Here is a 26508-nt window from a genome sequence, read left to right as displayed (position 1 = left end):
CGATCGTCAGGAGGTGGGGCGGTTCATGTCGGGGATGGTGATCGGAGTGGTGGTCCCCGATGCGCCGCGGTTCAGGAACGCCATCGCGATGCCGCGGAGCAGCTGGTCGAACAGGTAGAAGTTCGCGGGCATGAGTGGCAGCAGTCCCTCGCGGAACGCGATGTAACTCGGCCAGCCGACCCGGATCGTGGCGGCCGACACGTAGTCGCGGGGGAGGCCGAGCCAGTCGCCGATCTCGTTGCCGAGCTGGTACCGGACGAATTCGTTGAGGAAGCCGCGCGTCACGCCGAGGTCGACCTGCGCGGTGAGCCCGAGAAGCGTTTCGGCGAGCTCCTGGCCCTCGGGCGTCCACGCGAGCTTGGGCGTCAGGATCTGCGCGGCCTGGGCGTGGGCGGCGTCCCAGGTCGCGGGGATGTACTCGTCCCGGACGCCGAGGAAGTGCAGCGCCACCTGCCACGAGTGCAGGAAGGCGTCCTGGTCGGCCGTCGACATCGGCACCCGCCACTCCTTGAGCTTCTTGTGCGCGAAGGTGCCGGTGCTGTGGAAGGTGACGAGGATGTCGTGGTTGCTGATCGGGATCTGCTCGTCGTGCCCGCTCTGCTGCCAGTGCGGCGACTGCGGCAGGAGGTGGCGGACGGCGGAGTGCACCATGCGCGTCTTGTTCGACGTCACCATGAACTCGCCCGTCCTCTCGAACGCGTTGATGTCGCTCAGGTCGTAGCCGAAGCTGAACGTCTTCGCCGCGCGGTCCTGCATATCGGCGCCGCCCTTCGAGTGGTACACCGACCGCGCCTCGCGCGGGATGACGGTGCTCATGATGCCGCCGCCGATCCCGTAGATCATGAAGAGGTAGGTGTCCTTGCGGCGGTTGAAGTCCGCCGCGCGACGCAGCTTGGTCCGGTCGGCCCAGGACGGGAGCTGCGTCGAACCCTGCAGGAAGCCCGCCAGCTCCGGCGGAAGGCCGGTGGGCACCTGCTGCCAGTTGTTGACCCACGGCAGGATCGCGTCGTTGACCGCGGCGGTCTGACCGCTGGAGATGACGGAGGCCATGATGCGGTCGAGGTCGTCGTCCCACACCCACTGCGGATCGACGCCGGAGCCGGTGCCGAGCACCGACCCTGCGGGCGACCACGACCAGGCCGCTTTGGGGATGGCGACGCCGGCGAGACCGAGCGCGGCCCCCAGCGTCAGGACGGAACGTCTGGTCATTTCGGGCATGGGGGTACCTGCTTCCCGACGGGGGACGGACCACGCCCGGCGTCATCCTCGACGCCGGTTCCCGCGTGTCGATCCATCCAGGACGAATGTGATTCGCCGTTAACATATGTGGTGCGGGCGCGCCGCACAACCCCCTGATGTCCAGGGGTTTCGGAACGGGGTCAGCCGTTCTGGCGCGGATCGGGTCGGGGCGTCCGCGGTTCCTCCCGCGGCCGGCGCGATCCCGTGGGATCGTTGCGCCGTCCCTCGCGGCGGGCGAGGGTGCGGTCGGCGAACAGCCAGGTCGGACGCGGCTCGACCAGCGGGCGGAAGATGCGGCGCACGGGTTTCGTCGCGAGCCCGAGGGCGATCAGCACGGATCCGACGATCACGAGCGGCAGCCACAGCCAGGTCGGCTCGGCATTGCGCAGCAGGCCGTTCTCGCGGAACGGGTAGAGCACGAACGAGTGCAGCAGGTAGACGTACATCGTGTACTGGCCGAAGTGGGTCCACCAGTGCGTGTCGCGCGGCACGAGCGCGAAGAACGCGGTCGACAGCACCACCGCGACGAGCATCAGCGCGAGGCGCACGCCGCCCGCCCACCATTGCGTGCCGCCGATCGACGCGTAGTTCTCGTCGTAGAACAGCCACTCGCGCAGGTTCATCGCGCGCCAGTCGTCGACGAAGAACCACGCCGCCCAGCCGGCGACGGCGAAGAGTCCGAGCCCGCCCGCGAGCACCCACCACGGCCGGCGGTCGAGGAGTCGAAGCCGTGCGACGACGTCGTGCTCGCGCAGCCACCAGCCGAGCGTGAAGAACGGCAGCAGTCCGAGCGTGCGCGACAGCGAGAACGTCGAGCCGATGTTCGGCAGGTAGCCGGCGCCGATCGAGATCACGATGGTCCACAGCAGCGGCCAGCGCAGCAGCGCCAGATAGGGGAGCACGAGTCGGAAGATGCCGAGCGCCAGCAGGAACCACAGCGTCCAGGAGGGCTGGGTGATGTTGGGGTTCGCCTGACCCTCGACGATCCACTTGGTGAGGGTCCACAGCCCCTCGAACACGATGTACGGCACCAGGATGTCGGTGATCACGCGTGCCATCTGCGTCTTGGTCGGGGCATCCGACTTCGAGAAGTAGCCCGAGATGATCGCGAACGCCGGCATGTGGAAGGCGTAGATCACGAGGTACAGGCCCAGCGCGATGTCGGAGTCGTATGTCAGCCGCTGCACCGCGTGGCCGAGCACCACGAACACGATGCACGCGAAGCGCGCGTTGTCCCAGAACGGCGTGCGCCGCCGCGGACGGGCGATGGATCCCGTCGGGGTGGGGGTCGCCGTAGGCGGAACGCTGCTGCCGGTCATCGTCACCTCTCGCCGGGGCGCAGACCAGACTAGCCGCGTGCGCCGCGCGGCGCTCTCGCTTGACACCGAGTCCCACGCTGGCTGAATCTGAGTACGAGCGTGCCGACGGCGGTCGCCGGGAGGGATTCACCGATGACGGATGCTGCGACCCAGGCCGGTGCGACGGGCTCGGCGACCACCCGGCCGGTCGTGATGGTGAGCACAGGTGCCGTCCGCGGAAACCGGGAGGGTGCGCTCGACCGCTTCCTCGGCATCCCGTACGCCGCCCCGCCGGTGGGTGAGCGCCGCTTCCGGGCTCCCGAGCCTGCCGCGGCGTGGGTGGGGGAGCGGGATGCCTCGGCCTTCGGCCCGACCGCGCCGCAGCGGCCGTACAGTCCGGCGATCGCGAAGTACCTCGCGTCCGTCGAGGTCCCCGGCGACGACATCCTCACCGTGAACGTGTGGACGCCCGCGGACCGCGCTCCGGACGCCACTCTGCCCGTGCTGGTGTTCGTGCACGGCGGCGCGCTCACGCGGGGCACGACGGCGCTGCCCACCTACGATGGCGAGCGGTTCGCGCGGCACGGCATCGTGTACGTGTCGATCCAGTACCGGCTCGGCCAGGAGGGCTTCGCGGTGCTCGACGATGTGCCGCAGAACCTCGGCGTGCTCGACCAGGAGCTCGCACTGCGCTGGGTGCGCCGCGAGATCGCCGCTTTCGGCGGAGACCCTGCCCGCGTCACGGTCATGGGGCATTCGGCCGGTGCCAACACGCTCACGGCTCTCCTCGCCCTCCCGCACGCGAAGGAGCTGTTCGACCGGGCGATCCTGCAGTCGGGCCCGCTCGAGGCGCGGCCGCCCAAGAAGGCGGGCCGCATGACCCGCGAGATCGCCCAGCGCCTCAAGGTCGCGGCCACGCGTGCGGGGTTCTCCGGCGTCCCTGCGGACGAGCTCGTCGCGCAGCAGACCGCGCTCGCCGCGGGCGGCTCTCCGCTCGGCGGCGGGCCGACGGTCGCGCTGGTGATCGGGGGCGAGGCCGTGCCTCGCAGCCCGCTCGATGCGCTGCTCGCGGGCGCGGGTCGCGGTATCCCGGTGCTGATCGGCTCCACCAGCGAGGAGTACCGGCTCTGGCTCGTCCCGTCCGGGGCGGTCGACAAGGCGAGCTGGCTCACGGTGACCGTTGCGCGGCTGGCCGCGCGCGTGCCGGCGCGGATCGTGCGCGCTCACCGCGTGCGCCGCCCCGACGCGAAGCCGGGGGAGGTGCTGGGCGAGGTGATCGGCGACATGCTGCTGCGCGGCCCGATCACGCGCTTCGCCGACAGTCGGGTCGAGTCGACGGAATCGCCGACGTGGGTGTACGAGTTCCGGTGGCGGAGCCCCGTCGACGGGCTCGGCGCCGCGCACGTCATGGAGCTCGGCTTCGTGTTCGACCGGCTCGGCGAGCCCGACGCGATCGGCATCGGGGGTCCGGACGGGCCCCAGGCCCTCGCCGACGCGATGCATCGAGCGTGGGTGTCGTTCGTCGTCGACGGCGATCCGGGCTGGGAGGCATGGTCGGCGCGGCGGCCGGTGCAGGCGTTCGATGCCGACGGCGGGCACATCGACTACGCGCCGCGTCAGAACGAGCTCGACGGTCTTCCCGAGGGGTAGTCTCGCAGGCGCGATGACGACGATCGACGACGCGCTGCAGCGCGACCAGGCCATTCCGGACCTCGATTGGCATGTGTTCCCGGGCGGCACGGAGCGCGATGAGTTCCGCGCCCCCAGCGGCGGTCTCGCGCGGGTGCGCCTGGGTGACCACGACGCGCCGAGGGTCGTGCTCGTCCCCGGCGTGGCGGGATCGAAGGAGGACTTCGTCCTGCTGTTCCCGCTGCTCGCCGCCGCCGGGTACCGCGTCGAGTCGTACGACATCGCCGGCCACTACGAGTCGGTGGAGGCCGGCCCGCAGCACCTCGACCCGCCGCGCGAGCAATACGACTATGCGCTGTTCGTCGACGATCTCATCGCGATCCTCGAGGACGGCGGCCCCGCCCACGTGCTCGGCTACAGCTTCGCGGGCCTGGTCACCGAGCTCGCGCTCGTCGAGCGTCCCGACCTGTTCCGGAGCCTCACGCTCATGGCTGCGCCGCCCGCGACCGGCCAGGTCTTCCGTGGCGTGAAGCACATCGGGCCGATCTCCGACATGTCGCCGCACCGCGCCGCGGGGCTCATCCTGTGGGGCATCCGGTACAACCTCAACCGCACGCCTCCCGGCCGCATCGCCTTCGTGCGGGAGCGGCTCGGCGTCACGGGCCGCGCCTGCATCGACGACGTCGTCGGACTCATGATGTCGACGCCCGACTTCGCCGACGCCGTCGCGGCCACGGGCATCCCGAAGCTCATCGCCGTCGGTGACCAGGACCTCTGGCCGCAGGCGCAGCACGATGCCTACGCCGCGCGCATCGGCGCCCGTGTCGCGACGTACCCCACGGGGCACGCGCCCTGCGAGACCGCTCCGCACCAGCTCGCGCGCGACATGCTGCGACTCTTCGCCGACGCGCAGTGAGGAGTGGATGCCGCGGGCCGCGGCATCCACTCCTCATCTCACTTGATCGAGCCCCGCGTGACGCCCGAGATCACCCAGCGCTGGCTGAAGATGTAGACGATCAGCAGCGGTGCCATCGCCATCAGGTAGGACGCGAACGCCACCGTGTAGTCGGTGTTGAACTGCCCCTGGAAGACGTACTGCGCGAGCGACAGCGTCCGCGCCGAGGGCTCTGTGAGCACGACGAGCGGCATGATGAAGTCGTTCCACGCCCACACGCACGTGAGGATGCCGACCGTCGCGTTCATCGGCATGAGCAGCGGGAAGATCACCTGCCAGAACACCCTCCACGTCGAGGCGCCGTCGACGCGTGCGGCCTCTTCGAGCTCGATCGGAATCGAGCGGATGTACGCCGTGTAGATGAAGATGTTCAGCGACAGCCCGTAGATCGTGTACAGGATGATCATGCCGGCCTGGTTGTCGAGTCCCAGGATCGACGTCTGCTTGACGAGCGGCAGCATGATGATCGGGAACGGGATGAACAGCGCAGCCAGCAGGTAGAAGAACACGCCCTTGAAGAACGGGCGGTGGATGTTGCGTGCCAGCGCGTACGCCACGATCGAGCTCGTCAGCAGTGTGAACGCCACGGAGCCGACGGTGATGATCGCCGTGTTCAGCAGCGCCTGCGGAAAGCTCGTGCGCACCCAGGCGTCGGCGAAGTTCTCCCAGCGGATCGGGTTCGGCAGTTCGAACCCGGTGCCCTCGGTCAGCTGATCCGGCGTCTTGAGGGCGACGACGACCGCCAGGTAGAGCGGGATCAATACGGTGAGCGAGCACACCGCGATGAGCGCGGTGGCCCACCAATTGGTCTTGCGCGTGTCGTCGTCGGGCTCGCTGCGGCGCCTGCGGCGGTTGTTCGCCGTGACGGCGTCGACCTCCTGCTCGAGCTGGGACGCGGTGTTGGTCATGGTGGTCATCAGAAGTCGGCCTCTCTGCGCTGAAGGACCCGGAACTGCAGGAGTGAGACGACCGTGATCACGATGAAGAAGATCACCGCGTTGGCCGTCTGGTAGGCGAACTCTCCGCCTGAGAAGCCGCCCCGGAAGATGAGCAGCGTCACTGATTCGGTCGACGTGCCCGGTCCGCCGTTGGTGAGGGCGACGATCGGGTCGAAGACCTGAAGGAATCCCTTGAGGCTCAGCACCACGTTGATGGTGAAGAACGCCCCGATGAGAGGGAAGGTGATCGATCGGAACTGCCGCCACGGGCTGGCGCCGTCGAGGGACGACGCCTCGTAGAGCTCCGACGGAATCGTCTGCAGCCCCGACAGGTAGATGATGATCGCGAAGGCGCACGCCTGCCAGACGGCGAGCGCGACGATCGCGGTCCACGCCCACGTCTCGTTCGTGAGGATGTTGTCGCGGAACAGCGGGATGCCCGAGAGGATCTTCGGCAGCGAGTTCGAGAAGAAGAACTGGAACACGTAGCCGATCACGAGGATCGCCAGGATGTAGGGCACGAAGTACACGCCGCGCCAGAAGTTGCGCGCCTTGATCTTCGCGTTCAGTCCGAGGGCGATCGCCAGCGAGAACACGTTCGTCAGGATCGTGGCGACGATGGCGAACAGGAACGAGAAGCCATAGGCCTGCAGGACGCGGTCGTCCTTGAACAGGTTGAGGTAGTTCGACAGACCCACGAAGTTCCAGGCGCCATAGCCGGCATAGTTCGTGAAGCTGAAGAAGATGCCCACCACGACCGGCAGGGTGTGGAACGCGGCGAACGCGATGACCGCGGGCCACACCATCCAGTAGTAGGCGGGGAGGGCACGCGAGGAGTCGCTGCGCGTGCGGGACGCACGCTTGCGCGCGGTGCCGACCGGTGTGGACCGAACGGCTTGGGTGAGGGTGGTGGCCATGTCATTCTCCCGTCACGGGGATCGTGCGGGCGGCCACTTTGGCCCACTCGCTGTCGAGGGTCTGGAGCGCCTTCTGGGCGTCCCCGTCGAACAGGAACTGCTGGTCGGTGGGGATCAGGGGAAGGGCCGGTGGGATCTGGTGGTCGATGAAGCCGGTGATCCGCTGATCTTCGAAGTACGGCCGCACCGACTGCAGCGCGGGATCGTCGCTGAGCTCGGCGCCCTCGACCGAGGGCACCATGTTCTGCGAGGCGGCGAACTTCTCGATCACCTCCGGCTGGAACACGTAGTCGATGAAGCGCATCGCCGCGTCGTGCTTGGGGCTGTCCTTTCCGAGGGTGAAGACGACGTCGACGCCCGAGACGAGGAGGCTCTCACCAGGCTCGTCGGTGGGGTAGGGGAAGATCCCCATCCGGATGTCGGGGTTCACCTGCTTGATCGGGTTGGTGGCCCAGATGCCTTGCAGCAGCATCGCCGACTCGCCGCGTGCGAACGCGGCGTTGCCGTCGTCGTAGGTCTTGCCGCGGTAGCCGTCCTGCATGTACGAGTAGAGCTGGTACTGGCGATCCATCGCCTCGGCGAAGTCCTTCTCGAAAGACACCTCGGAGTCGGGGCCGACGTTCGCGCCCTCTTCGCGCATCTTGTCGAAGAAGCCGTTCTGCGCCGGGTAGGCTCCCAGCGCATTCCACGAGGGAATGCCGGTCCACGAATCGGCGAGCGTGCCGTAGAACGGCTGGATGCCGGCATCCTGCAGTGCGTCGCACACGGCGATGAACTCGTCCCAGGTCTGCGGGACCTCCAGCCCCTGCTCCTCGAAGATGTCCTGGTTGTAGATCACACCGTTGGCGTTGTTGACGTAGCCGAGCCCGTTCACCTCGTCGCCGTAGGTGCCGAGGTCGGCGAGGATGTCCTGCACGGCCGGGCTGATCGTGTCGAGCACCGGCTCGTTCGAGAAGTCGTAGAACACGCCGGCCTGGGCGAGCCGGCCGAAGTTGCCGTTCGCGTTGAGGGTGATGACATCGGGGATGCGATCCTTCACCAACAGCGTGCGGATGGCGGTGTCGGCGTCTGCGACCTGGTTCTGCACCACCTTGATGTCGGGGTTCTCGGCCTCGAAGCCCGCGATGATCTCGTTGAAGTCCTCGAGCGCCTCGCCCTTGAACTGGAAGAAGTTCAGGGTCGTCACGCCATCGGCGGGGTTCTGGGCACAGCCGCCGACGGCGACGGCGGTTGCGGCGACGACCGCGGCCGCGAGCGGCCGGATCCATCGTCGGTGAATGGTTCTCATCGTGCGCCTCCTTGCGCGTGGGGGTGGGGAGTGTTCAGTTCTCGGCGATGAGTTCGACGACCATCGCCTGCTGCGGGCGCTGCACGGGTGGGCGCACGCCCACTTCGGCGAGCTGCAGTCCGGTGAGCACCGTCGTCGTCTCGGCCCATTCGAGGGAAGACTGCCCGGCGTCTTCGCGGTCGCGCGTCAGGACGCGAAGCCGGTAGGTCCGTGCCGGCCCGAGTCCCGGCATCCGGATGCGTCCGGGCGGGTAGGCGGCGCTCGTCGCGGTCTGGACGATGGTGAACACGGCGGATGACGCATCCGCCGCGACCACACCGCGCACGTCGATCCCCGGCTCGACGCCGTCGACATGAACCACGCGGCCCGACGAGATGAGCGGGCGTAGGCGCTTCGCCAGCGCGACCCACTCCGCAACCTCGGCACGACCCGCGTCGTCGAGGGTCGTCAGATCCCACTCGATGCCGAAGTGGCCGAGCAGGGCGACAGCGCCGCTGAGATCGACGGAGACCGTGCGACCGGAGGAGTGGACGACGGGGGTCGTCAGGTGCATGCCGAGCATCTCGGGCGGCACCACGATGCCGGTGTGCTTCTGGTTGTCGAGCCGCTCGAGCGGATCGAGGCTGTCGCTGGTCCAGACGCGGTCGGTGCGGTCCAGGATCCCGAGGTCGACGCGCGCGCCACCGGAGGCGCAGCTCTCGATCTCGAGTCCGGGGTGCGCCGCCTTGAGCTCGTCGAGCAGGCGGTAGACCGCGAGCGTGTGCTCGTGGACCCGGGCGGAGCCGGCGGGTCCGCTCGCCGCGTCGACGAGGTCGCGATTGTGGTCCCACTTCAGATACGCGATGGGGTACTCGTCGAGCAGCGCGTGCAGGTGCTCGGCGATGTGGGCGTACGCATCCGGGTGTGCGAGGTCGAGGACCTGCTGTTGGCGTGCCGACGGCGGCAGCGACATCCGTCCCCGCAGGATCCAGTCAGGATGCCGGCGCGCGAGGTCGCTGTCGGGGTTGACCATCTCGGGCTCGACCCAGATGCCGAATTCCATGCCGAGCGCGCGCACGTGGTCGACCAGCGGATGCAGGCCGTCCGGCCACACGTCGGTGTCGACCGTCCAGTCGCCGAGTCCGGCGGTGTCGTCTCGACGGCCCTCGAACCAGCCGTCGTCGAGGACGAAACGCTCGATGCCGACGGATGCCGCGGCATCGGCGAGTGCGGCGAGGCGCTCGAGGGAGTGGTCGAAGTAGACCGCCTCCCAGGTGTTGAGCGTGACAGGGCGAGCTCGCCGCGGATGCTGCGGGCGCGCGCGCCACTCGGCGTGGAAGCGCGCCGAGAGCTCGGTCAGGCCGTCGCCCCACGAGCCGATCACCCAGGGGGAGCTGTAGGCGGCGCCGGCGGCCAGCACGACCTCGCCCGGCAGCAGCAGCTCCCCGCCCGCGAGGAACGCGTCGCCCGTGGTCGTCCGCTCGGCGATGACCCGGTGATTGCCGCTCCAGGCCACGTGGATGCCGTGCACACGCCCCCGCTCGAAGCCGAAGCCCGGCCGGCCGGCCGCGAGCAGGATCGCGGAGTCGGCGCCGGTGCGGCCGCGACGGCTCTCGCGGACGTGGGAGCCGATGCCCAGGGTGCGCCGCTGCGGTGAGCGCTCGCGGAGGTGGTGGCCCGTCGTATCGAAGACCTCGGTGGCGTCCCAGGGGAGGGGGAAGGTGGGGTGTGCCGACTGCAGCGAGTAGGGGGTTCCACCGGTGTTGCGCACCGTGACGCGCTGGTGGAACAGGCCACTCATGCCGATCCTCACCTCTACGCGCACCGCGAGGCCGGCCTCGGCGTCGGCGAGAGCGATGCTCGCGCGATGGTCGCCGGCCTGCACATCGGCCAGCGTGAGCCGGATGCTCACCCCCGAGCCCTCGCGGTGTCCCTCGAGACCGGGGGTTCCGAACCAGCCCTCGGCGCCCGTGGGGAGCAGTGTCAGTGCGGGCGTCGCGTCGAGACCGCCGGACACGCGCTGCGCGCGGGCAGCGATGGCGAGGGACCGGAGCGTCTCCGGCGTCGAATCCGCGAGAGCAGCGCCCCAATGAACGATGGCCGGCGCCGGCGCGGCATCGAGATCGATGACGACACTCGTTCCTCCCCGCCCGAGGTGCAGAACGCGAGGCTCCGGGGCAGAGACGGTGTGCTCGGCGGCGAGCTTCCTGTCGGTGCTGTGCATGGAGTTAGTTCTACCATGGAAGTAATAAGGGAGGCAAGAGGGTGATTGCGCGCGGTTCTTCCGCCTCAGCAGCGTGATTCGTGCCAGAATGAAAGCATTTCGGCCCCGGATGGGAGATCAACGAGGATGCTGACCGACAGTGAGCGCGCACTCGCCCGAGCCGTGCTCATCCATGGGCCGATCGCTCGCAGTGCACTGACGACCCGCCTGGGACTCTCGCCTGCGAGCCTCACTCGACTCGCGAAGCCCTTCCTCGATCGCGGGTACCTCGTTGAACTCGACGACCTCGCCGACGGATCGGTCGGGCGGCCGGTGCGCCCCCTCGACGTCGCGCCGGGCCTCGGGAGCTTCGCCGGAGTGAAGATCACCGGCGACGCGATCGAAGTGGTCGTCACCGACGTTCGTGCGGGGCTCCTCGCCCAGCGCACGCTGCCGCTCGACACGCACGAACCCGCGATGGTCGCCGCACGCATCGCCGCGGCGATTCGCGCGCTCGACATCGACTCGCTCGTCGGAGTCGGCGTCGCGCTCGGCGGAGCCGTCGACGCGGGCATCGTGCGATACGCCCCGTTCCTGGAGTGGGAGAATGTCGCGTTCGCGTCGCTGCTCGAGCGGCATCTCGGTGTTCCGGTCGCGCTCGAGAACGACCTCGTCGCGCTCGCCGAGGCCGAGCGCTGGTTCGGACTCGGTCGGGGCATCTCCGGCTTCGTCGTGCTGACCATCGGTGCGGGCGTCGGCTACGGCCTCGTCGTGGGCGGCGAGGTGGTGCGCACGGCGGAGGCAGGGCTCGGCCTGGGCGGCCACATCCCCCTGAGCGACAACGGTCCGCTCTGCCAGGCCGGCCATCGTGGCTGCTCGCAGGCCATGCTCACGTCGGGGTCGATCGCCGCGCAGGTGTCGGCGGCACTGCAGCGACCTGTGAGCTACGACGAGGTGCTGGCGCTCGCCGCCGCAGGCGAGCCCGCCGCCGTCACGGTGGTCGACGCCGCGGCCGACGCGCTGGGCCGGTTCATCGCGCTCGCGGCCAATCTCACCTTCCAGACTGCCGCGGTGCTCGCCGGCGAGGGCATCGGGCTCTACGCGATCGGCGAGGAACGCGTGCGCGCGGCGATCTCCGCGGGGCGGGATCCTCGGGCGGAACCCGTTCGGCTCTTCGTCGATGACTCGGCCTTCACCGCGTGGGCGCGCGGCGCGGCCGCCGTCGCGATCCAGGCGGCCGTCGACCGGCTGCGGCTCGACTGAACGCCGGCGTGCGCGCACTCGGCGAGGTCGCGGCATGCGTTTCGGAATAATCTTGGTGCGCACACGTTGCACGAGATACATTCATTTGCATGGATTCGCACGACGGAGAACCCGCACGGCGAAAGAGCGGAGAAGCGATCGTGAGCGAGAGCACCACGTGGTCGGGTATGCAGTTCGGCATCTTCACGGTGTCCGACATCACCCAGGACCCGACCGACGGCACCACGCCCAGTGAGGCGGAGCGGATCAAGGCGACCCTGAAGATCGCCAAGCACGCCGAGGAGGTGGGCCTCGACGTCTTCGCGCTCGGCGAGCACCACAACCCGCCGTTCTGGTCGTCGTCGCCGACCACGACGCTGGCGTACATCGCGGCGCAGACCGAGCGCCTCATCCTCTCGACCGCCACGACGCTCATCACCACGAACGACCCGGTGAAGATCGCCGAGGACTACGCGATGCTGCAGCACGTGTCGGACGGCCGCGCCGATCTCATGATCGGACGCGGCAACACCGGCCCGGTGTACCCGTGGTTCGGCAAGGACATCCGCCAGGGCCTGCCCCTCGCGATCGAGAACTACAACCTGCTGCACCGCCTCTGGCGCGAGGACGTCGTGGACTGGGAGGGCCAGTTCCGCACGCCGCTGCAGGGATTCACCTCGACCCCGCGCCCCCTCGACGGCGTCGCGCCGTTCGTGTGGCACGGCTCGATCCGCACCCCCGAGATCGCCGAGCAGGCCGCGTACTACGGTGACGGCTTCTTCGCGAACAACATCTTCTGGCCCAAGGAGCACTACCAGCGCCTGATCCAGCTCTACCGCCAGCGCTTCGCGCACTACGGTCACGGCACGCCCGAGCAGGCGATCGTCGGCCTCGGCGGACAGGTCTTCATGGCTGCGAACTCGCAGGACGCGGTGAAGCAATTCCGCCCGTACTTCGACAACGCGCCGGTCTACGGCCACGGCCCGTCCCTCGAGGACTTCAGCGAGATGACGCCGCTCACGGTGGGATCGCCCCAGCAGGTGATCGACCGTTACGCCGCGATGCGTGAGACCTACGGCGACTACCAGCGCCAACTGTTCCTGATGGACCACGCCGGTCTGCCCCTCAAGACCGTGCTCGAGCAGCTCGACATCCTGGGCGGCGAGGTGGTTCCGGTGCTGCGCAAGGAACTGCAGAAGAACCGTCCGGCGGACGTTCCGGATGCCCCGACCCACGCGAACCTCGTGACCGCGAAGTACGGCGACGAAGCGCCGCGCCAGGCCGTTCCCGGCGCGAACCGCGGCGATAACCTCGTGGGCTCCAGCCCGTACGCCGACACCCCCGCCCCCGCGGGCGCGGCGTTCGGTCTCGGCCGGAAGGAGGCGTGACATGACCAGCTCCGCACGCCGCATCGCGGTGATCTCGGCCGGACTGTCGAACCCGTCGTCGACCCGCATGCTCGCCGACCGGCTCGCCGCAGCGACCGCGAAGCAGCTCTCGGAGCGCGGCATCGAGGTCGAGGTCGACGTGTTCGAGCTGCGCGACTACGCGCACGACATCACGAACAACCTCCTCACGGGGTTCGCGCCTCCGGCGCTCGAGTCGGTGATCAACGCGGTCGTGTCGGCCGACGCGGTCATCGCAGTGACGCCGATCTTCTCGACGAGCTACTCCGGGCTGTTCAAGTCGTTCATCGACGTGCTCGACCCCGACGCGCTCACCGGCAAGCCCGTGCTGATCGGCGCGAACGCGGGCACCGCCCGCCACTCGCTCGCGATCGACTACGCGATCCGGCCGCTGTTCACGTACCTGCATGCCGAGCCCGTCTCGACCGGAGTGTTCGCCGCGTCCAGCGACTGGGGTGCCTCGGCCGACAACATCGCCCCGCTGGGCGAGCGCGTCGACCGCGGCGCCCGGGAGCTCGCCGACGCCATGGCACGCCGTGAGCCGGCCTCCGACGCCGATCCGTTCGACCCCGCGAACTACCTCGGCGAGGGACGCTCGTTCGGCCACCTGCTCGGCGGTCTCGCGGGGGAGTAGCCCTCAGCCGAGAACGACATCCTCCGGTTCGCGGAGGGGGCGCCACGCGCTCTCTCCGCGAACCGTCGCCTGTGCGAGCACGTCGGCATCGACGAGCGCGCCGAGGTCGATGCCCGACAGCTCCTCGATGTCGGCGATCCGCACCTGGAAGGTGCGGAAGGCGCCGAGCGTCGGCACGTCGAGCACGCCCTCGCGCAGGTCGATCAGCTCCGACTGGTCGAGCACGAACCCCGCGGCCGCGAGCCGCGGCGTCCCGTCCTCCCGCGTCGTCCACGCCGCGACCTTGAAGAATCGGCGCGGAACACGGATGCCGCGGTACGGCGGGTCGCCTTCGGCCAGCACCGGTGCGGTGAAGACGCTGATCCGCTCGTCGGTGGTCTCGGCGAATTCGAGCACGTGGTCCTCGAGTCCGAGCCACAGCTCCTTCGACCGGTTGAACCCGCTCGCCTGCGGTGCGGCGTTCGGGTAGGTGAACGTCGCCTCCGTCGCCCGCCGGGCCTCTTCCGCCGACCCCCAGCCGGGGTCGCGGCGGCGCACGAGGTGGCCGCGGTCCAGGTCATTCGAGGCGTAGACGGCCGGGCCCGCCTGCTCCGCGGCCGGGATCCGCGGATCGAGATCCCAGCTGCCCGTCCGTGGCGGGTCCTGCAGCGCGGCGCCGTCGATGTTGACGCCGGTCACCGCCGCGAGCCGGCGCTCCGGATCGAGCAGCACGGTGAACCGCGGGTAGGTCAGTTCGCGCACCTCGCGCCCGTCGCCGGGACGGGGGAGGGGGAGCGGGACGCCGAGGAAGGCGTCGTCGTATGCGTCCGAGGTCACGTCTGCCACGCGCCCATCATGGCCCCAGCGGGCGCCATCGCGCGACGCCGAGGCTCACTCACCGTCGGCCACCCTTCTCGCGCCGAGCCGACGGGCGAGGACAGCGTCGGTGGCGAGCCCGAGTCCGACCGCGAACGCGACCGAGACGACCACCGCCACGACCGGCCCGCCGGGCACCAGCGTCGCCACCACCGCCCCCACGAGGGCCTGGTAGACCGCCCATGCGAGGGCGGCGAGGCCCGCCACCGCCAGGTAGCGCGGCGCCGGCAGGCGCGTCGCACCCGCCGTCAGGTTGACCGCGAGTCGTGCGAACGGGATGAACCGGGCGGTGAACAGCACCACGGCCGCGCGGCGCTCCAGGCGCAGCCGCGCCCAGGCGAAGGCGGCCTGCGCGCGCGACGTGCGCATCCAGCGCCACCGCTGGAGGCCGATCGTGCGCCCTACGAGGTAGCACGCCGCGTCGCCGGTGAGAGCGGCCGCGGCGGCCACGAGCACGATCGCCACGAGCGCGGGCTCGCCCTGCGACACCGCCAGCGCGCCCAGCGCGGTGACGGCGGCCTCGCCCGGTATCACCACCAGGAACGCGTCGCCCAGCACGAGCACGAACAGCAGCGGCAGCGCCCACGCGCTCGACGCCACCGTGGTGAGCAGGTCCTCCACCATGCCTTCTTGGTAGCCGCCCGCGGTGAACGGCGACGGAACGGGGCACGTCCGGTGACCCGCCGCGGTGCATCCGGTGAACTCTTGCGCACGGACGCCGGTTCGCGGCATCCGTCCTCGTTCGTCCCGTCACCCTGGAGGCGTGAGAGTCGCACTGCTCGCCGAATCGTTCCTGCCCCACATGAACGGGGTGACGGGGTCGGTGCTCCATGTCCTGCGGCATCTGGCCGCCGAAGGACACGAGACGCTCGTCATCGCACCGCGCGCCGGGGAGATCACCACCGATCTCCACGGCGCCCGCACCGAGCTGCTGCGCTCGGCGCCCCTGCCGTCGTATCCCGAGGTGCGCGTGGTGTTCGCGCGCGCCGCCCGGCTGACGGCGATCCTCCGCGAATTCCGGCCGGATGTCGTGCATCTGGCGTCGCCGTTCGTGCTCGGCTGGCAGGGGCTCGCGGCCGCCGACGCGCTGCGCGTGCCCTCTGTCGCCGTGTACCAGACCGACGTGGTCGCGTACGCGGAGAAGTACGGGATGCCGCAGGCCGCCGCGCTCGTCGGACGCCACATCGGGCGGCTGCACCGACGGGCGACACTCACCCTTGCGCCGTCGACGGCGTCGCTGCAGCAGCTCGAGCGCCTCGGCGTCGACCGCCTCCGTCGCTGGGGGCGCGGCGTCGACGTCGAGCGCTTCGGTCCGGGTCGACGCAGCGACCGTTGGCGTGCGCAGCTCGCGCAGGGAGAGACGATCGTCGGCTACGTCGGCCGCCTCGCCCCCGAGAAGCAGGTCGAGGATCTCGCGGCGCTCGCCGGACTCCCGGGGACGCGCCTCGTGATCGTCGGCGACGGACCGTCACGACCGGCGCTCGAGCGCCGACTCCCCGACGCCGTCTTCACCGGGCACCTCAGCGGAGCCGCGCTCGCCGAGGCGCTCGCGAGCTTCGACGTGTTCGTGCACCCCGGCGAGAGCGAGACGTTCGGGCAGACGATCCAGGAGGCGCTCGCCAGCGGCGTGCCGGTCGTCGCGACCGGCGTCGGCGGACCCGTCGATCTGGTGCGATCGTCGGTCGACGGCTGGCTCTACCGGCCCGGCGACCTGGTCGACCTGCGCGCGCGGGTCGCCGATCTCGTCGGCGACGACGGCAAGTGCCGCGCGTTCGCTGCGGCGGCGCGCGAGTCGGTGCGCGAGCGCACGTGGCACGCCGTCTGCAGCCGCCTGGTCGAGCACTACGACGAGGCACGGATGCTGCGCCCCATCGACGACGCGCAGCCCCAGCGCGCGGCGACCCGGCCGGCCGTTCCGACGCCCGCCCCGCGGGGCTCGTGGTCGCGGTTCGTCGCGCTCGGCGACTCGATCACCGAGGGACTCTGCGACGCCTCGCGCATGCCGACGGGGCAGTACCGCGGGTGGGCGGACCGACTCGCACAGCTGCTCGCGCACGCCGGCGGCGCGGACGAGCCGTTCGGTTACGCCAACCTCGCGGTGCGCAGCCGCCGGGTGCGGCACGTCGTCAGTGAGCAGGTGCCACGCGCGCTGGCCCTCCGGCCGCAGCTGGTGTCGATCCTCGCCGGGGCCAACGACCTCGTCGGGCGCCGGGTCGACCCGATCGCCGTCGCGCGCGACCTCGAGCAGTCCGTGACGGAGCTGCGCGCAGCCGGCATCGACGTGCTCCTCGTGACGCCCTTCCTCCCGCGTCGGCGCCCTGCGCGGCTGTTCGCCCGCCGGTTCGCGGTGTTCTCGTCCGAACTGCGCCGGATCGCCGCAACCACCGGCGCCGTGCTGCTCGACACCGACGCGTTCCTCGACGCGCGCGGGCTCCCTGCCATCGGCGACCTCGACTTCTGGGCCGACGACAAGGTGCACCTGCGCCCGCGCGGCCACCGGTACCTCGCGTACCGCGCGGCCGAGGCGCTCGGAGTACCCGACGCCGAGGCGCTCGGCGAGCTCGACGCGAGCCTCCACGCCGACGACGACCCGGTGCTGCCGGGCACGTGGCTGCGTCGCGACGCCCTGCCGTGGGTGTGGCGACGCCTCCACGGACGCACGGCCGGAGACGGGCTCATCGCCAAGCACTCGGACTACGTGCTCATCGGCGGACCCGGCGACGTGCCTGCTCGCCTGCACGCCGGCTGAGGCATCCGTTCCGTCCTCTTCAGTCCGCCTCGCCGATCGTGCGCCGGGCCAGCAGCGCGGCCGCGAAGAAGCAGAGCGCGCCGATGCCCGTGCCGAGGTTCGCCCACAGCGGGCTCACGAGCTCACCTGTCGACGGCACCACGAACGCCGCGACCGCCGACACCCCGAAGGCGATCGACCCCAGCAGGTTGAGGCCGGTGCCGTGCCATGTGCGCGCATCGCGGTCCCACAGCGTCCCCCGGTCCTTCGTCGCCACGACCGCCAGGACGCTGGAGACGAGGAAGGCCGCGGAGCCCCACGCGTCAGGCCGCCATCCCGCCCCGACGTAGTCCGGGTCCGTGATCGCGGCGATGAGGGCGGCGGCGGTCGACACGTTGAACAGGAGCGTGCCGGCGAACTGGATGGCGGCGGCCCACCAGTCGAAGCGGTCGGCCCGGTTCATGCGCGCGTCCGGCGTGCTGCGCCCGCTCAGCAGGAGCTGGATGAGACCCGCTGTGGTGAAGAAGATCGATCCGGCGAAGAACGTTACGTTCGCGCCGACCGGACCCGTCCACGCGGCGTAGGCCGGGACGACGCCGATGAAGAACAGCGCCGACCCGACCGCGAAGCCCCAGGACTCCCGCCGGAGTCGCCGGATCCGCCGGGCGGTCGGGTCCAGCGGTCGTCGCGCGCTCAATGGTGGAAGCTGGGGCCGATGCCGGGGTGGGGCATGGGGCTGTCGAGCGAGTCGAGGAACTCTGTCTCGCTCTTGATGTCCTTCAACAGGTCCTCGGCGAGGTCGCGGCTGAGCCCGTTCCGACACACGATGCGCATCACGGTCTGATCCGACAACTCGCCCGACAGCGGATACGCGGGGACGAGCCATCCCTTGATCCGCAGTCGCTCGGACAGGTGGTACAGCGTCCACTTGTCGGTGTGGCCCTCCTTGAGCCGCCAGGCGAAGACCGGGATGTCGGTGCCGTCGCTGAGCAGCTCGAACGCGTCGAGCTCGCCGATCGCCGACGAGAGGTACACGGCGACGTTCTGCGAGGCCTGCTGGATCGCGGTGTAGCCGGCGCGACCGAGGCGCAGGAACCGGAAGTACTGCAGCAGCACCTGCGTGCCGGGGCGCGAGAAGTTGAGCGCGAAGGTCGGCATGGAGCCGCCCAGGTAGCTCACCTTGAAGACGAGGTCGTCGGGCAGCGCTGCGGCGTTGCGCCACACCACCCAGCCCACGCCCGGGTACACGAGCCCGTACTTGTGACCCGACGTGTTGATGGACTGCACGCGCTCCACCCGGAAGTCCCACTCGAGGTCGGGCTGCAGGAACGGCGCGATCATGGCTCCCGACGCGCCGTCGACGTGCATCGGGATGTCGAGCCCGGTCTTCGCCTGGATCTCGTCGAGCTTCGCGGCGATGGCCTTCACCGGCTCGTAGGCGCCGGTGTAGGTGACGCCCACGATCGCGACGACGCCGATCGTGTTCTCGTCGACGTAGTCCTCGAGCCCGGTGCCGTCCATCAGCGGGTGCTCCTCGGTGACGGGGACCAGCCGCATCTCGACGTCGAAGTAGTTGCAGAACTTCTCCCAGCACACCTGGACGGCCGAGCTCATGATGAGGTTCGGCTTCTCGGTGGACTTGCCGGCGGCGCGGCGCGCGTGCTGCCAGCGGCGCTTGAGCGCGAGACCGCCGAGCATGCACGCCTCGGACGAGCCGATGGTCGACGTGCCGATCACGTCGTCGTTGTCGGGGACGTTCCACAGGTCGCCGAGGATGCGCCAGCAGCACTCCTCGATGGCGGCCGTCGCCGGGTACTCGTCCTTGTCGATCATGTTCTTGTCGGCGGAGTCGACGGCGAGCTTGTTGGCGTAGTCGTCCATCCACGTGCCGACGAAGGTGGCGAGGTTCAGCCGCGCATTGCCGTCCAGCATCGTCTGGTCGCGGATCACGCGGTACGCCGTCTCGGGCAGCATCTCGCCCTCGGGGATGACGTTGTACCTCGCGGTCGTCGCCTCGCCGGCGCGGGTGAAGGTGGGCTGGAGCGCCTCGTCCTGGTACATGCATCCTCCGTCGCTTGCGGACCGATCGCGCGGATGCGCGTCGGGAGTCTGCGGTGCCCAGTCGACCGCGCCCCTTCGGCCCCTTCGGTGCCGAAGCTATACCGCTGAGGTCGCGCCGTCATCCCCTAGATCGCGTGAGAGGGCGATGTTCGGGCGCTGTTCTCCTACGGAAGGGACGGATGCTGCGCCCACGCGTACTCGGACTCCGGCCGGCCGCGCGTGCCGTAGCGCGCTGCGCGCTGCGCGCGACCCTGCGTCACGAGGTGCTCGAGGTAGCGACGAGCAGCGACGCGCGACATTCCCAGTCGCTCCGCGGCCTCCGCGGCGGAGACGGGGCCGCGCTCGCGCACCTCGTCGCTGATGCGGGCGAGCGTATCGGCGGAGAGGCCCTTCGGCAGCGCGACCGGCGTCGCGGGTCGCAGCGCCCCGAGGAGCGCGTCGATCTCGGCCTGCGTCGGCACGCCCGCAGCTTCGGCCGCGCGCCGCCGGAACTCGCGGTACTGCTCCAGGCGCTCGCGGAAGACCGCGAAGGTGAACGGCTTGACGAGGTACTGCGCGACGCCGAGCGACACCATCTGCCGCACGACCTCGGCGTCACGGACGCCCGTGATCGCGATGACGTCGACGGCGGCGCCGCGGGCGCGCACGTGCCGCAGCACGTCCAGCCCCGTGCCGTCCGGCATCGTGACGTCCAGCAGCACGAGGTCGATCTCGTCCCCGCGCTCCAGCACGGCGTCGATGGCGGCACGAGCGCCCGTGCACTCGGCGACGGCCTCGAAGTCCTCCAGGCGCGCGAGGTAGTCACGGTGCAGTTCGAGCGTGAGCGCGTCGTCGTCGACGAGGAGGACGCGGATCATGTCGCCCTCGCCGGCAGGGTGACCACGAAGACCGTCGGGTCGTCGCGCAGCTCCAGCTGACCGCCCGCGCTCGCCACGATCGAGCGGACGAGCCCGAGGCCCACACCGCGTCCCTCGGCTCCGCCGGGCTTGGTGGTGAAGCCGTGCTCGTAGATGCGCTCGCGCAGCGCCTCGGGCACGCCGGTGCCGCTGTCCGACACCTCCATCCGCAGCGACGCGGGGGAAGAGGGCGTCCTCCCGAACACGACGCGCACCCATCGGGGCGCCTCCGCGGCGGCCGCAGCATCCATCGCGTTGTCGATGAGGTTGCCGACCACCGACACCGCGTCGACGGGCGACAGCACGCTTCGTGGCGCGTCCGGGTCGATCTCGGCCGACCACTCGATGCCGCGCTCCCGCGCCTGGGCCGCCTTGCCGAGCAGCAGCGCCCCCACGGTGGGGTCGCCGCCGCGCCGGGCGGCCACCTGGTCGACGAGCTCCTGACTCTGCCGTGACGTCTCGGTGAGGATCTCGATCGCCTCGCCGGTGCGGCCGAGCTCGAGCAGCGACACGGCGGTGTGTATGCGGTTGCCGTGCTCGTGGGTCTGCGCGCGCAGCGCCTCGCCGAGCGTCCGCACGGACTCGTACGAGGCGACCGCGTCGCGGATCGTCCCGGCGGGCAGGTCGCCCGCAACGCGCCTCGTCGTGCGGCGGGCGAGCCATGCGCCCACGAGGCCGGCCGCGAGGAGGGCGAGTGCGATCGACACGACGAAGGGCAACCGCGGCAGGATCTTCGACCAGATGCTGCCGATCGTGACGCCGACCGACACCCAGCCCACGAGCTCGCCGCCGGTCGTGACCGGGACGATCGTGCGCACGGACGGACCCAGCGTGCCCGTGAACTCCTCGGTGAAGACGCTCGGCGTGCTCGGGATCGTGCCGAGGTAGTGCCGGCCGATCTCGGCGGGGTCGCGGTGGCTGACGCGGATGCCGTCCGGGGTCATGATCGTGACGAAGTCAAGACCCGTCTGCGCCATCACGTCAGCCGCGAGCGGCTGAAGCGCCTCCGAAGGGTCGGGTGCGCTCAGGGAGTCCGCCACCTCAGGCAGTGACGCCAGGGACGACGCGACGGCCCGCGTCACCTCCTCCGCCTCGTTCCGTTCGGAGCGCTCCGCGTCGAGCACGAGCACGGCGGCGAGGGCGGCGACGATCACGGCCGCCGAGACGGCGACGACGACGAACACGCGCGATGCCGCGCTGCCCTGCTGCGTCTTCGCTGACATGGCCCTCCTCGTCGATGCCGCCGCATCCATCCTCGCCCGTCGAGGGCAGCAGAGGGGAGTCCGCGGGTGCGACCAATACGACCGTAAATCGCCGGCCGCCGCCGCGACGCGCACGCTGTCTCACACGCCGCACCATCGAGCGGCACCGCGGAAACACCGCCGTTTCATCCCGCAGGAGGCAATGATGGCTCTCTCGACCCGCACCACGTCCTTCACGCTCCCCGGCTTCAACTGGAGGCGTGGCAAGCAGGCGTGGGACAAGCACACCTGGCTCTACCTCTCGGTCATCGCCGCCGTCGTCCTCGGCGCGATCGTCGGGCTGGTCTGGCCCGACGTCGGCGTCGCGCTCAAGCCGCTCGGCGAGGGCTTCGTCGCCCTCATCAAGATGATGATCGCGCCGATCATCTTCTGCACGATCGTGGTGGGCGTCGGCTCCATCGCGAAAGCGGCCACCGTCGGCAAGATCGGCGGTCTCGCGCTCCTGTACTTCATGGTGATGTCGACGTTCGCGCTCGCCATCGGCCTCGTCGTCGGCAACCTGCTGCACCCGGGCGAGGGTCTGAACATGGCGAACGCCACCTACGAGGCGACCGCGGAGGCGAAGACGACGCAGGAGTTCATCCTCGGCATCATCCCCACGACGTTCTTCTCGGCCTTCACCGGCGAGAGCGTGCTGCAGGTCCTCTTCATCGCACTCCTCGTCGGCTTCGCGCTGCAGCAGATGGGCGACAAGGGCACGCCGATCATGAACGCGGTGAAGCACCTGCAGGCGCTGGTCTTCCGTATCCTCGGCATGATCCTGTGGCTCGCGCCGATCGGAGCATTCGGCGCCATCGCCGCCGTGGTCGGCAACACCGGCATCGCCGCGATCTGGGCCCTCGGCACGCTGATGATCGCGTTCTACATCACGTGCGTGCTGTTCATCGTGGGCGTCCTCGGCACGCTGCTGTACGCCGTCACCCGCGTGAACATCTTCAGCCTCATCAAGTACCTCGCCCGCGAGTACCTGCTGATCGTGGGGACGTCCTCCTCCGAATCGGCTCTGCCCCGCCTCATCGCGAAGATGGAGCACCTCGGCGTCTCGAAGCCGGTGGTGGGCATCACCGTGCCGACCGGGTACTCGTTCAACCTCGACGGCACCGCGATCTACCTGACGATGGCATCGCTGTTCATCGCGAGCGGCATGGGGGCCCCGATGTCGATCGGCCAGCAGATCGGCCTTCTCGTCTTCATGATCATCGCCTCGAAGGGCGCGGCCGGCGTCACCGGTGCGGGCCTGGCGACTCTCGCCGGCGGTCTGCAGGCGTACCGGCCCGACCTGGTGAACGGCGTCGGCGTCATCGTCGGCATCGACCGGTTCATGTCGGAGGGCCGTGCGCTCACGAACTTCACCGGCAACGCCGTCGCCACGGTGCTGATCGGCACGTGGACGAAGGAGTTCGACGCCTCCCGCGCGCGCCGCGTGCTCGCCGGGGAGCTGCCGTTCGACGAGACGACCTTGTCGGGCGACGACCACGACGGGATGTCGCCCGCCGCGGACGCGGTCGGGGTGCAGGGCCTCGAGGAAGCTGCGATCAGCGAGGCGGAGGCCAAGGAGCGCCGCGTCCGCGAGCGCGAGGAGCTGCTGTCGCGCTGAGCGGACGGCACGGGCGGGCGCGGGTCGAACCCGCGCCCGCCCGTTCAGTCGTCCGGGGCGATCTCGCCGGCCTCGATCGCCGACTCGCGCTCCTCGAGCTCGAGCTCGTCGACATCCTCCTCGACCGCCTCGAGCGGGTCGATGGTCGGCGGCGGGAGCTCGAACTCCACGCTGTCGTCGACGGGCACGTCGCGCTCGTCGTCGGGGATGCGTTCTCGGAAGTCGCTCATGGCCTGCTCGCGATCACTCCTCGCCGTACGGCGGCAGCTCGTCTTCCTCGATCTCGCCCTCGAGGGGAGGGGCGTCGTCCTGACCGTCCAGGTCAGGCAGCTCGTCGGCCTCGTTCGAGATCTCGTGGAACGTCGGGTCGAAGACCATGGCCTGCTCCTATCCGCTCTTGCGACGGAACTCGCGCTTCGTGACCGCGCCGTGCGTTCCGTGGATCGCGGAGTCGCCATCCATGTGGGACTCGCCCTCGCGGTGATTCGCGTTCTTCTTGTCGAGTGCTTCCTTGAACTTGCGCTTCATCTCATCGGATGCCGCAGACGCCGGCTTCTCGTCGGTGCTCATGCCCCCACCCTAGGCGCGGCATCCGACGCTCGCCAGGGTGGGGGTCATCCGGGGTGCTGCTGATAGGCTTGGGCGGGTTGCCCTGGGGCAACCGCTCAATTCCACATCTGAGCTACACGGAGCAGGCCGGCAGGAAGCTGGTCCCCTGTGGTGGATTCCCCGCCGGACGACGTCGGGTGATCTTCTACTGGTGACCAGCGCTGGCGAACCCCGCGGCACTCCCGCGCGCCGAGATCTGCCTGTTCCTGCTCCTTCGCACAAGCTCGTGCGCGAAACGCGCGTGCGAGCCTAAACAAAGAAGGAGAGACCTCTTGGAAGGTCCTGAAATCACCGCCGCTGAAGCCGTTCTCGACAACGGCCGCTTCGGCACCCGTACCGTCCGGTTCGAGACCGGGCGACTCGCGCAGCAGGCACAGGGTGCCGTCGCCGCGTACCTCGACGAGGAGACGATGCTCCTGTCGGCGACCAGCGCCGGCAAGTCGCCTCGTGAGGGCTTCGACTTCTTCCCGCTGACCGTCGACGTCGAAGAGCGTTCGTACGCCGCGGGCAAGATCCCCGGTTCGTTCTTCCGTCGCGAGGGCCGCCCCTCGACCGAGGCGATCCTCGTCTGCCGTCTCATCGACCGCCCGCTGCGCCCGTCCTTCGTCGACGGCCTCCGCAACGAGGTGCAGATCGTCGTCACGGTGCTCTCGATCGCGCCGGGCGAGTTCTACGACGCGCTCGCGATCAACGCGGCCTCGCTGTCGACCCAGATCTCGGGTCTGCCGTTCTCGGGCCCGATCGCCGGTGTGCGCCTCGCGCTCATCCCGGGTCACGGCGAGCACGCCGACCAGTGGATCGCGTTCCCGACCGTCACCCAGCTCGAGGAGGCCGTGTTCGACCTCATCGTCGCCGGTCGCGTCCTGCCCGACGGCGACGTCGCGATCATGATGGTCGAGGCCGAGGCCACCGAGCACAGCTGGAACCTCATCAAGGCCGGAGCCACCAAGCCGAACGAGGAGATCGTCGCGCAGGGCCTCGAGGCCTCGAAGCCCTTCATCAAGGAGCTCGTCGCGGCGCAGAACGTCGTCGCCAACAGTGCGGCGAAGGAGATCAAGGAGTTCCCGGTCTTCCTGCCGTACAGCCAGGAGACGTACGACTTCGTCGCCCACCGCGCGTACGACAAGCTCGTCCCGATCTACCAGATCGCCGACAAGCAGGACCGTCAGAACGCCGACGACGAGCTGAAGGACGCCGTCAAGGCGGAGCTTCTGGCCGCTGTCGAGGCCGGCGAGCTCCCGGCCGTCGCGACGACCGAGTTCTCGGCCGCCTACAAGTCGGTCACCAAGAAGATCGTCCGCGGTCGCATCCTCGCCGAGGGCGTCCGCATGGACGGTCGCGGTCTGGCCGACATCCGTCCGCTCGACGCCGAGGTGCAGGTCATCCCGCGCGTCCACGGCTCGGCGATCTTCCAGCGCGGCGAGACCCAGATCCTGGGCGTCACCACGCTGAACATGCTCAAGATGGAGCAGCAGATCGACTCGCTGTCGCCGGTGACGAGCAAGCGCTACATGCACCACTACAACTTCCCGCCCTACTCGACCGGTGAGACCGGCCGTGTCGGCAGCCCGAAGCGTCGCGAGATCGGGCACGGCTTCCTGGCTGAGCGCGCGCTCGTGCCGGTGCTGCCCAGCCGCGAGGAGTTCCCGTACGCGATCCGCCAGGTGTCCGAGGCTCTCGGCTCCAACGGCTCGACGTCCATGGGATCGGTGTGCGCGTCGACCCTGTCGCTGCTGAACGCGGGTGTGCCGCTGCGCGCCCCCGTCGCCGGCATCGCGATGGGTCTCGTGTCGGACGAGGTCGACGGCCAGACGCGCTACGCCGCGCTGACCGACATCCTCGGCGCCGAGGACGCCCTCGGTGACATGGACTTCAAGGTGGCCGGCACGAGCGAGTTCGTCACTGCGATCCAGCTCGACACGAAGCTCGACGGCATCCCGTCGTCGGTGCTCGCCGCCGCGCTCACGCAGGCCAAGGACGCGCGCCTCACGATCCTGGGCGTTCTCAACGCCGCGATCGACGGCCCGGACGAGATGGCTCCGACCGCTCCGCGCGTCATCAGCGTGCAGATCCCGGTCGACAAGATCGGCGAGCTGATCGGCCCGAAGGGCAAGACGATCAACGCGATCCAGGACGAGACCGGCGCGCAGATCTCCATCGAGGAGGACGGCACCGTCTACATCGGCGCGACCGACGGGCCCTCGGCCGAGGCCGCCCGCGCCCAGGTCAACGCGATCGCCAACCCCACCAACCCGGAGGTCGGCGAGCAGTTCCTGGGAACCGTCGTCAAGATCGCGACGTTCGGCGCGTTCATCTCGCTCCTGCCCGGCAAGGACGGCCTGCTGCACGTCAGCGAGGTCCGCAAGCTCGCCGGTGGCAAGCGCGTGGAGAACGTCGAGGACGTGCTCTCGGTCGGTCAGAAGCTGCTCGTCAAGATCACCAAGATCGACGACCGCGGCAAGCTCTCGCTCGAGCCGGTGCTCGAGGAGGCTGCTGACCAGGAGGGTCGCGCCGCGGCCAGCGAGGGCCCGGAGGCTCCCGCCGAAGGCTGACACATCTCGCCGTCCGGTGAAACCGGTCGATGAACGACGGATGCCCGTCCCCGAGAGGGGGCGGGCATCCGTCGTAGGTCGTCCGGTAGGTGCTTCACGCACTCTGTCCACCGAACAGGGGACGTATCCCCTAGGGATCAGCGCTTCGTGACCAAAGCGTTATGTAATGTTTATCCATAGTTCGCCTCAGTGAACGGCGCCCTGTCCGGACTGGCCTACC

General features: G+C 69.8%; 23 protein-coding genes. 8 read left to right on the top strand and 15 right to left on the bottom strand.

Annotation, left to right across the window (positions count from 1 at the left end):
* Nucleotides 1-6: 6 nt before the first annotated feature.
* Together ACFC1K_RS19120 and ACFC1K_RS19115 are read right to left on the bottom strand one after the other, a co-directional pair.
* The gene (locus ACFC1K_RS19120) at nt 7-1209 is read right to left on the bottom strand and encodes an oxygenase MpaB family protein (protein ID WP_375872819.1); all 1203 of its coding nucleotides are present in this window, start codon (nt 1207-1209) and stop codon (nt 7-9) included.
* 170 nt (nt 1210-1379) lie between these two features.
* On the bottom strand, nt 1380-2558 hold the full coding sequence (locus tag ACFC1K_RS19115) for an acyltransferase family protein (protein ID WP_375872818.1): 1179 nt from the start codon (nt 2556-2558) through the stop codon (nt 1380-1382).
* A 132-nt stretch (nt 2559-2690) separates the two neighbouring features.
* Between ACFC1K_RS19115 and ACFC1K_RS19110 the strand changes: the two genes are divergently transcribed.
* Together ACFC1K_RS19110 and ACFC1K_RS19105 are read left to right on the top strand one after the other, a co-directional pair.
* Nucleotides 2691-4187 carry a carboxylesterase/lipase family protein gene (locus tag ACFC1K_RS19110; RefSeq protein WP_375872817.1) on the top strand — a complete coding sequence of 499 codons (1497 nt, stop codon included), beginning with the start codon at nt 2691-2693 and terminating at the stop codon, nt 4185-4187.
* A gap of 13 nt (nt 4188-4200) precedes the next feature.
* Nucleotides 4201-5082: an alpha/beta fold hydrolase gene (locus tag ACFC1K_RS19105; protein WP_375872816.1), complete on the top strand. Its 882-nt coding sequence runs from the start codon at nt 4201-4203 to the stop codon at nt 5080-5082.
* 38 nt (nt 5083-5120) lie between these two features.
* Here the strand turns inward: ACFC1K_RS19105 and ACFC1K_RS19100 are convergent, their stop codons facing one another.
* The 4 genes from ACFC1K_RS19100 to ACFC1K_RS19085 are packed head-to-tail and all read right to left on the bottom strand — an operon-like array spanning nt 5121 to nt 10467.
* The gene (locus ACFC1K_RS19100) at nt 5121-6038 is read right to left on the bottom strand and encodes a carbohydrate ABC transporter permease (RefSeq protein ID WP_310289795.1); all 918 of its coding nucleotides are present in this window, start codon (nt 6036-6038) and stop codon (nt 5121-5123) included.
* Entirely contained in the window at nt 6038-6976 is a 939-nt protein-coding gene (locus ACFC1K_RS19095; RefSeq protein ID WP_082497075.1) for a carbohydrate ABC transporter permease, read from the bottom strand. Before ACFC1K_RS19095 ends, ACFC1K_RS19100 begins: the two co-directional genes overlap by 1 nt.
* A gap of 1 nt (nt 6977) precedes the next feature.
* Entirely contained in the window at nt 6978-8264 is a 1287-nt protein-coding gene (locus tag ACFC1K_RS19090) for an ABC transporter substrate-binding protein (RefSeq protein ID WP_375872815.1), read from the bottom strand.
* Nucleotides 8265-8298: 34 nt separating this feature from the next.
* The gene (locus ACFC1K_RS19085; protein WP_375872814.1) at nt 8299-10467 is read right to left on the bottom strand and encodes an alpha-galactosidase; all 2169 of its coding nucleotides are present in this window, start codon (nt 10465-10467) and stop codon (nt 8299-8301) included.
* Between the two features lie 126 nt (nt 10468-10593).
* Here ACFC1K_RS19085 and ACFC1K_RS19080 point away from each other — a divergent pair, with 126 nt between their 5' ends.
* The 3 genes from ACFC1K_RS19080 to ACFC1K_RS19070 all read left to right on the top strand — a co-directional run bounded on the left by ACFC1K_RS19080 (nt 10594) and on the right by ACFC1K_RS19070 (nt 13728).
* Nucleotides 10594-11709, top strand: coding sequence for an ROK family protein (locus ACFC1K_RS19080; protein WP_375872813.1), 1116 nt, complete (start codon nt 10594-10596; stop codon nt 11707-11709).
* A 167-nt stretch (nt 11710-11876) separates the two neighbouring features.
* Nucleotides 11877-13076, top strand: coding sequence for an LLM class flavin-dependent oxidoreductase (locus ACFC1K_RS19075; protein ID WP_310290071.1), 1200 nt, complete (start codon nt 11877-11879; stop codon nt 13074-13076).
* Between the two features lies 1 nt (nt 13077).
* Complete coding sequence (locus tag ACFC1K_RS19070) at nt 13078-13728, top strand: FMN reductase (RefSeq protein ID WP_375872812.1); 651 nt, start codon at nt 13078-13080, stop codon at nt 13726-13728.
* A gap of 3 nt (nt 13729-13731) precedes the next feature.
* Here the strand turns inward: ACFC1K_RS19070 and ACFC1K_RS19065 are convergent, their stop codons facing one another.
* Both ACFC1K_RS19065 and ACFC1K_RS19060 read right to left on the bottom strand, forming a co-directional pair.
* Nucleotides 13732-14544: a DNA/RNA non-specific endonuclease gene (locus ACFC1K_RS19065; RefSeq protein ID WP_375872907.1), complete on the bottom strand. Its 813-nt coding sequence runs from the start codon at nt 14542-14544 to the stop codon at nt 13732-13734.
* Between the two features lie 54 nt (nt 14545-14598).
* Nucleotides 14599-15207 (bottom strand): DedA family protein, encoded by a 609-nt coding sequence (locus ACFC1K_RS19060; protein ID WP_375872811.1) that lies wholly within the window; start codon nt 15205-15207, stop codon nt 14599-14601.
* 139 nt (nt 15208-15346) lie between these two features.
* On the opposite strand from ACFC1K_RS19060, the gene ACFC1K_RS19055 reads away from it, so the two are divergent.
* Entirely contained in the window at nt 15347-17332 is a 1986-nt protein-coding gene (locus ACFC1K_RS19055; RefSeq protein WP_375872810.1) for a glycosyltransferase, read from the top strand.
* Nucleotides 17333-17351: 19 nt separating this feature from the next.
* On the opposite strand, the gene ACFC1K_RS19050 is transcribed toward ACFC1K_RS19055, so the two are convergent.
* The 4 genes from ACFC1K_RS19050 to ACFC1K_RS19035 form a co-directional block, all read right to left on the bottom strand.
* Nucleotides 17352-18008, bottom strand: a complete 657-nt coding sequence (locus ACFC1K_RS19050) for a YrhK family protein (protein ID WP_310289812.1) — start codon at nt 18006-18008, stop codon at nt 17352-17354.
* Nucleotides 18005-19372 carry a glutamate decarboxylase gene (locus tag ACFC1K_RS19045; protein WP_375872809.1) on the bottom strand — a complete coding sequence of 456 codons (1368 nt, stop codon included), beginning with the start codon at nt 19370-19372 and terminating at the stop codon, nt 18005-18007. The genes ACFC1K_RS19050 and ACFC1K_RS19045 overlap by 4 nt, the downstream gene beginning before the upstream one ends.
* Nucleotides 19373-19536: 164 nt before the next feature.
* Complete coding sequence (locus ACFC1K_RS19040; protein WP_310289816.1) at nt 19537-20229, bottom strand: response regulator; 693 nt, start codon at nt 20227-20229, stop codon at nt 19537-19539.
* Nucleotides 20226-21491 carry an ATP-binding protein gene (locus tag ACFC1K_RS19035; protein ID WP_375872808.1) on the bottom strand — a complete coding sequence of 422 codons (1266 nt, stop codon included), beginning with the start codon at nt 21489-21491 and terminating at the stop codon, nt 20226-20228. The genes ACFC1K_RS19040 and ACFC1K_RS19035 overlap by 4 nt, the downstream gene beginning before the upstream one ends.
* Nucleotides 21492-21675: 184 nt before the next feature.
* On the opposite strand from ACFC1K_RS19035, the gene ACFC1K_RS19030 reads away from it, so the two are divergent.
* Nucleotides 21676-23127 (top strand): cation:dicarboxylate symporter family transporter, encoded by a 1452-nt coding sequence (locus ACFC1K_RS19030; protein ID WP_375872807.1) that lies wholly within the window; start codon nt 21676-21678, stop codon nt 23125-23127.
* Between the two features lie 44 nt (nt 23128-23171).
* On the opposite strand, the gene ACFC1K_RS19025 is transcribed toward ACFC1K_RS19030, so the two are convergent.
* Genes ACFC1K_RS19025 through ACFC1K_RS19015 form a run of 3 tightly spaced genes read right to left on the bottom strand, consistent with a single transcriptional unit; the run spans nt 23172 to nt 23697 of the window.
* Nucleotides 23172-23357, bottom strand: a complete 186-nt coding sequence (locus ACFC1K_RS19025; protein WP_045297299.1) for a hypothetical protein — start codon at nt 23355-23357, stop codon at nt 23172-23174.
* Between the two features lie 13 nt (nt 23358-23370).
* Nucleotides 23371-23505, bottom strand: coding sequence for a hypothetical protein (locus tag ACFC1K_RS19020; protein WP_310289824.1), 135 nt, complete (start codon nt 23503-23505; stop codon nt 23371-23373).
* Between the two features lie 9 nt (nt 23506-23514).
* The gene (locus tag ACFC1K_RS19015) at nt 23515-23697 is read right to left on the bottom strand and encodes a DUF5302 domain-containing protein (protein ID WP_310289826.1); all 183 of its coding nucleotides are present in this window, start codon (nt 23695-23697) and stop codon (nt 23515-23517) included.
* Nucleotides 23698-24008: 311 nt separating this feature from the next.
* On the opposite strand from ACFC1K_RS19015, the gene ACFC1K_RS19010 reads away from it, so the two are divergent.
* Complete coding sequence (locus ACFC1K_RS19010) at nt 24009-26288, top strand: polyribonucleotide nucleotidyltransferase (RefSeq protein ID WP_310289828.1); 2280 nt, start codon at nt 24009-24011, stop codon at nt 26286-26288.
* The last annotated feature ends 220 nt before the right edge of the window (nt 26289-26508 follow it).

It is taken from the genome of Microbacterium sp. NPDC056057, from assembly GCF_042266945.1.
Lineage (GTDB): Bacteria > Actinomycetota > Actinomycetes > Actinomycetales > Microbacteriaceae > Microbacterium > Microbacterium trichothecenolyticum_C.
The sequence above is the reverse complement of the archived record's forward strand: the minus strand, read 5'-3'. Positions and strand labels throughout refer to the sequence as shown.

Excerpts from the sequence above, each read along its gene's own strand:
- ACFC1K_RS19120 (WP_375872819.1), bottom strand. The coding sequence starts at position 1,209 with ATGACCAGACGTTCCGTCCTGACGCTGGGGGCCGCGCTCGGTCTCGCC.
- ACFC1K_RS19115 (WP_375872818.1), bottom strand. The coding sequence starts at position 2,558 with ATGACCGGCAGCAGCGTTCCGCCTACGGCGACCCCCACCCCGACGGGA.
- ACFC1K_RS19110 (WP_375872817.1), top strand. The coding sequence starts at position 2,691 with ATGACGGATGCTGCGACCCAGGCCGGTGCGACGGGCTCGGCGACCACC.
- ACFC1K_RS19105 (WP_375872816.1), top strand. The coding sequence starts at position 4,201 with ATGACGACGATCGACGACGCGCTGCAGCGCGACCAGGCCATTCCGGAC.
- ACFC1K_RS19100 (WP_310289795.1), bottom strand. The coding sequence starts at position 6,038 with ATGACCACCATGACCAACACCGCGTCCCAGCTCGAGCAGGAGGTCGAC.
- ACFC1K_RS19095 (WP_082497075.1), bottom strand. The coding sequence starts at position 6,976 with ATGGCCACCACCCTCACCCAAGCCGTTCGGTCCACACCGGTCGGCACC.
- ACFC1K_RS19090 (WP_375872815.1), bottom strand. The coding sequence starts at position 8,264 with ATGAGAACCATTCACCGACGATGGATCCGGCCGCTCGCGGCCGCGGTC.
- ACFC1K_RS19085 (WP_375872814.1), bottom strand. The coding sequence starts at position 10,467 with ATGCACAGCACCGACAGGAAGCTCGCCGCCGAGCACACCGTCTCTGCC.
- ACFC1K_RS19080 (WP_375872813.1), top strand. The coding sequence starts at position 10,594 with ATGCTGACCGACAGTGAGCGCGCACTCGCCCGAGCCGTGCTCATCCAT.
- ACFC1K_RS19075 (WP_310290071.1), top strand. The coding sequence starts at position 11,877 with ATGCAGTTCGGCATCTTCACGGTGTCCGACATCACCCAGGACCCGACC.
- ACFC1K_RS19070 (WP_375872812.1), top strand. The coding sequence starts at position 13,078 with ATGACCAGCTCCGCACGCCGCATCGCGGTGATCTCGGCCGGACTGTCG.
- ACFC1K_RS19060 (WP_375872811.1), bottom strand. The coding sequence starts at position 15,207 with ATGGTGGAGGACCTGCTCACCACGGTGGCGTCGAGCGCGTGGGCGCTG.
- ACFC1K_RS19045 (WP_375872809.1), bottom strand. The coding sequence starts at position 19,372 with ATGTACCAGGACGAGGCGCTCCAGCCCACCTTCACCCGCGCCGGCGAG.
- ACFC1K_RS19040 (WP_310289816.1), bottom strand. The coding sequence starts at position 20,229 with ATGATCCGCGTCCTCCTCGTCGACGACGACGCGCTCACGCTCGAACTG.
- ACFC1K_RS19035 (WP_375872808.1), bottom strand. The coding sequence starts at position 21,491 with ATGTCAGCGAAGACGCAGCAGGGCAGCGCGGCATCGCGCGTGTTCGTC.
- ACFC1K_RS19030 (WP_375872807.1), top strand. The coding sequence starts at position 21,676 with ATGGCTCTCTCGACCCGCACCACGTCCTTCACGCTCCCCGGCTTCAAC.
- ACFC1K_RS19025 (WP_045297299.1), bottom strand. The coding sequence starts at position 23,357 with ATGAGCGACTTCCGAGAACGCATCCCCGACGACGAGCGCGACGTGCCC.
- ACFC1K_RS19020 (WP_310289824.1), bottom strand. The coding sequence starts at position 23,505 with ATGGTCTTCGACCCGACGTTCCACGAGATCTCGAACGAGGCCGACGAG.
- ACFC1K_RS19015 (WP_310289826.1), bottom strand. The coding sequence starts at position 23,697 with ATGAGCACCGACGAGAAGCCGGCGTCTGCGGCATCCGATGAGATGAAG.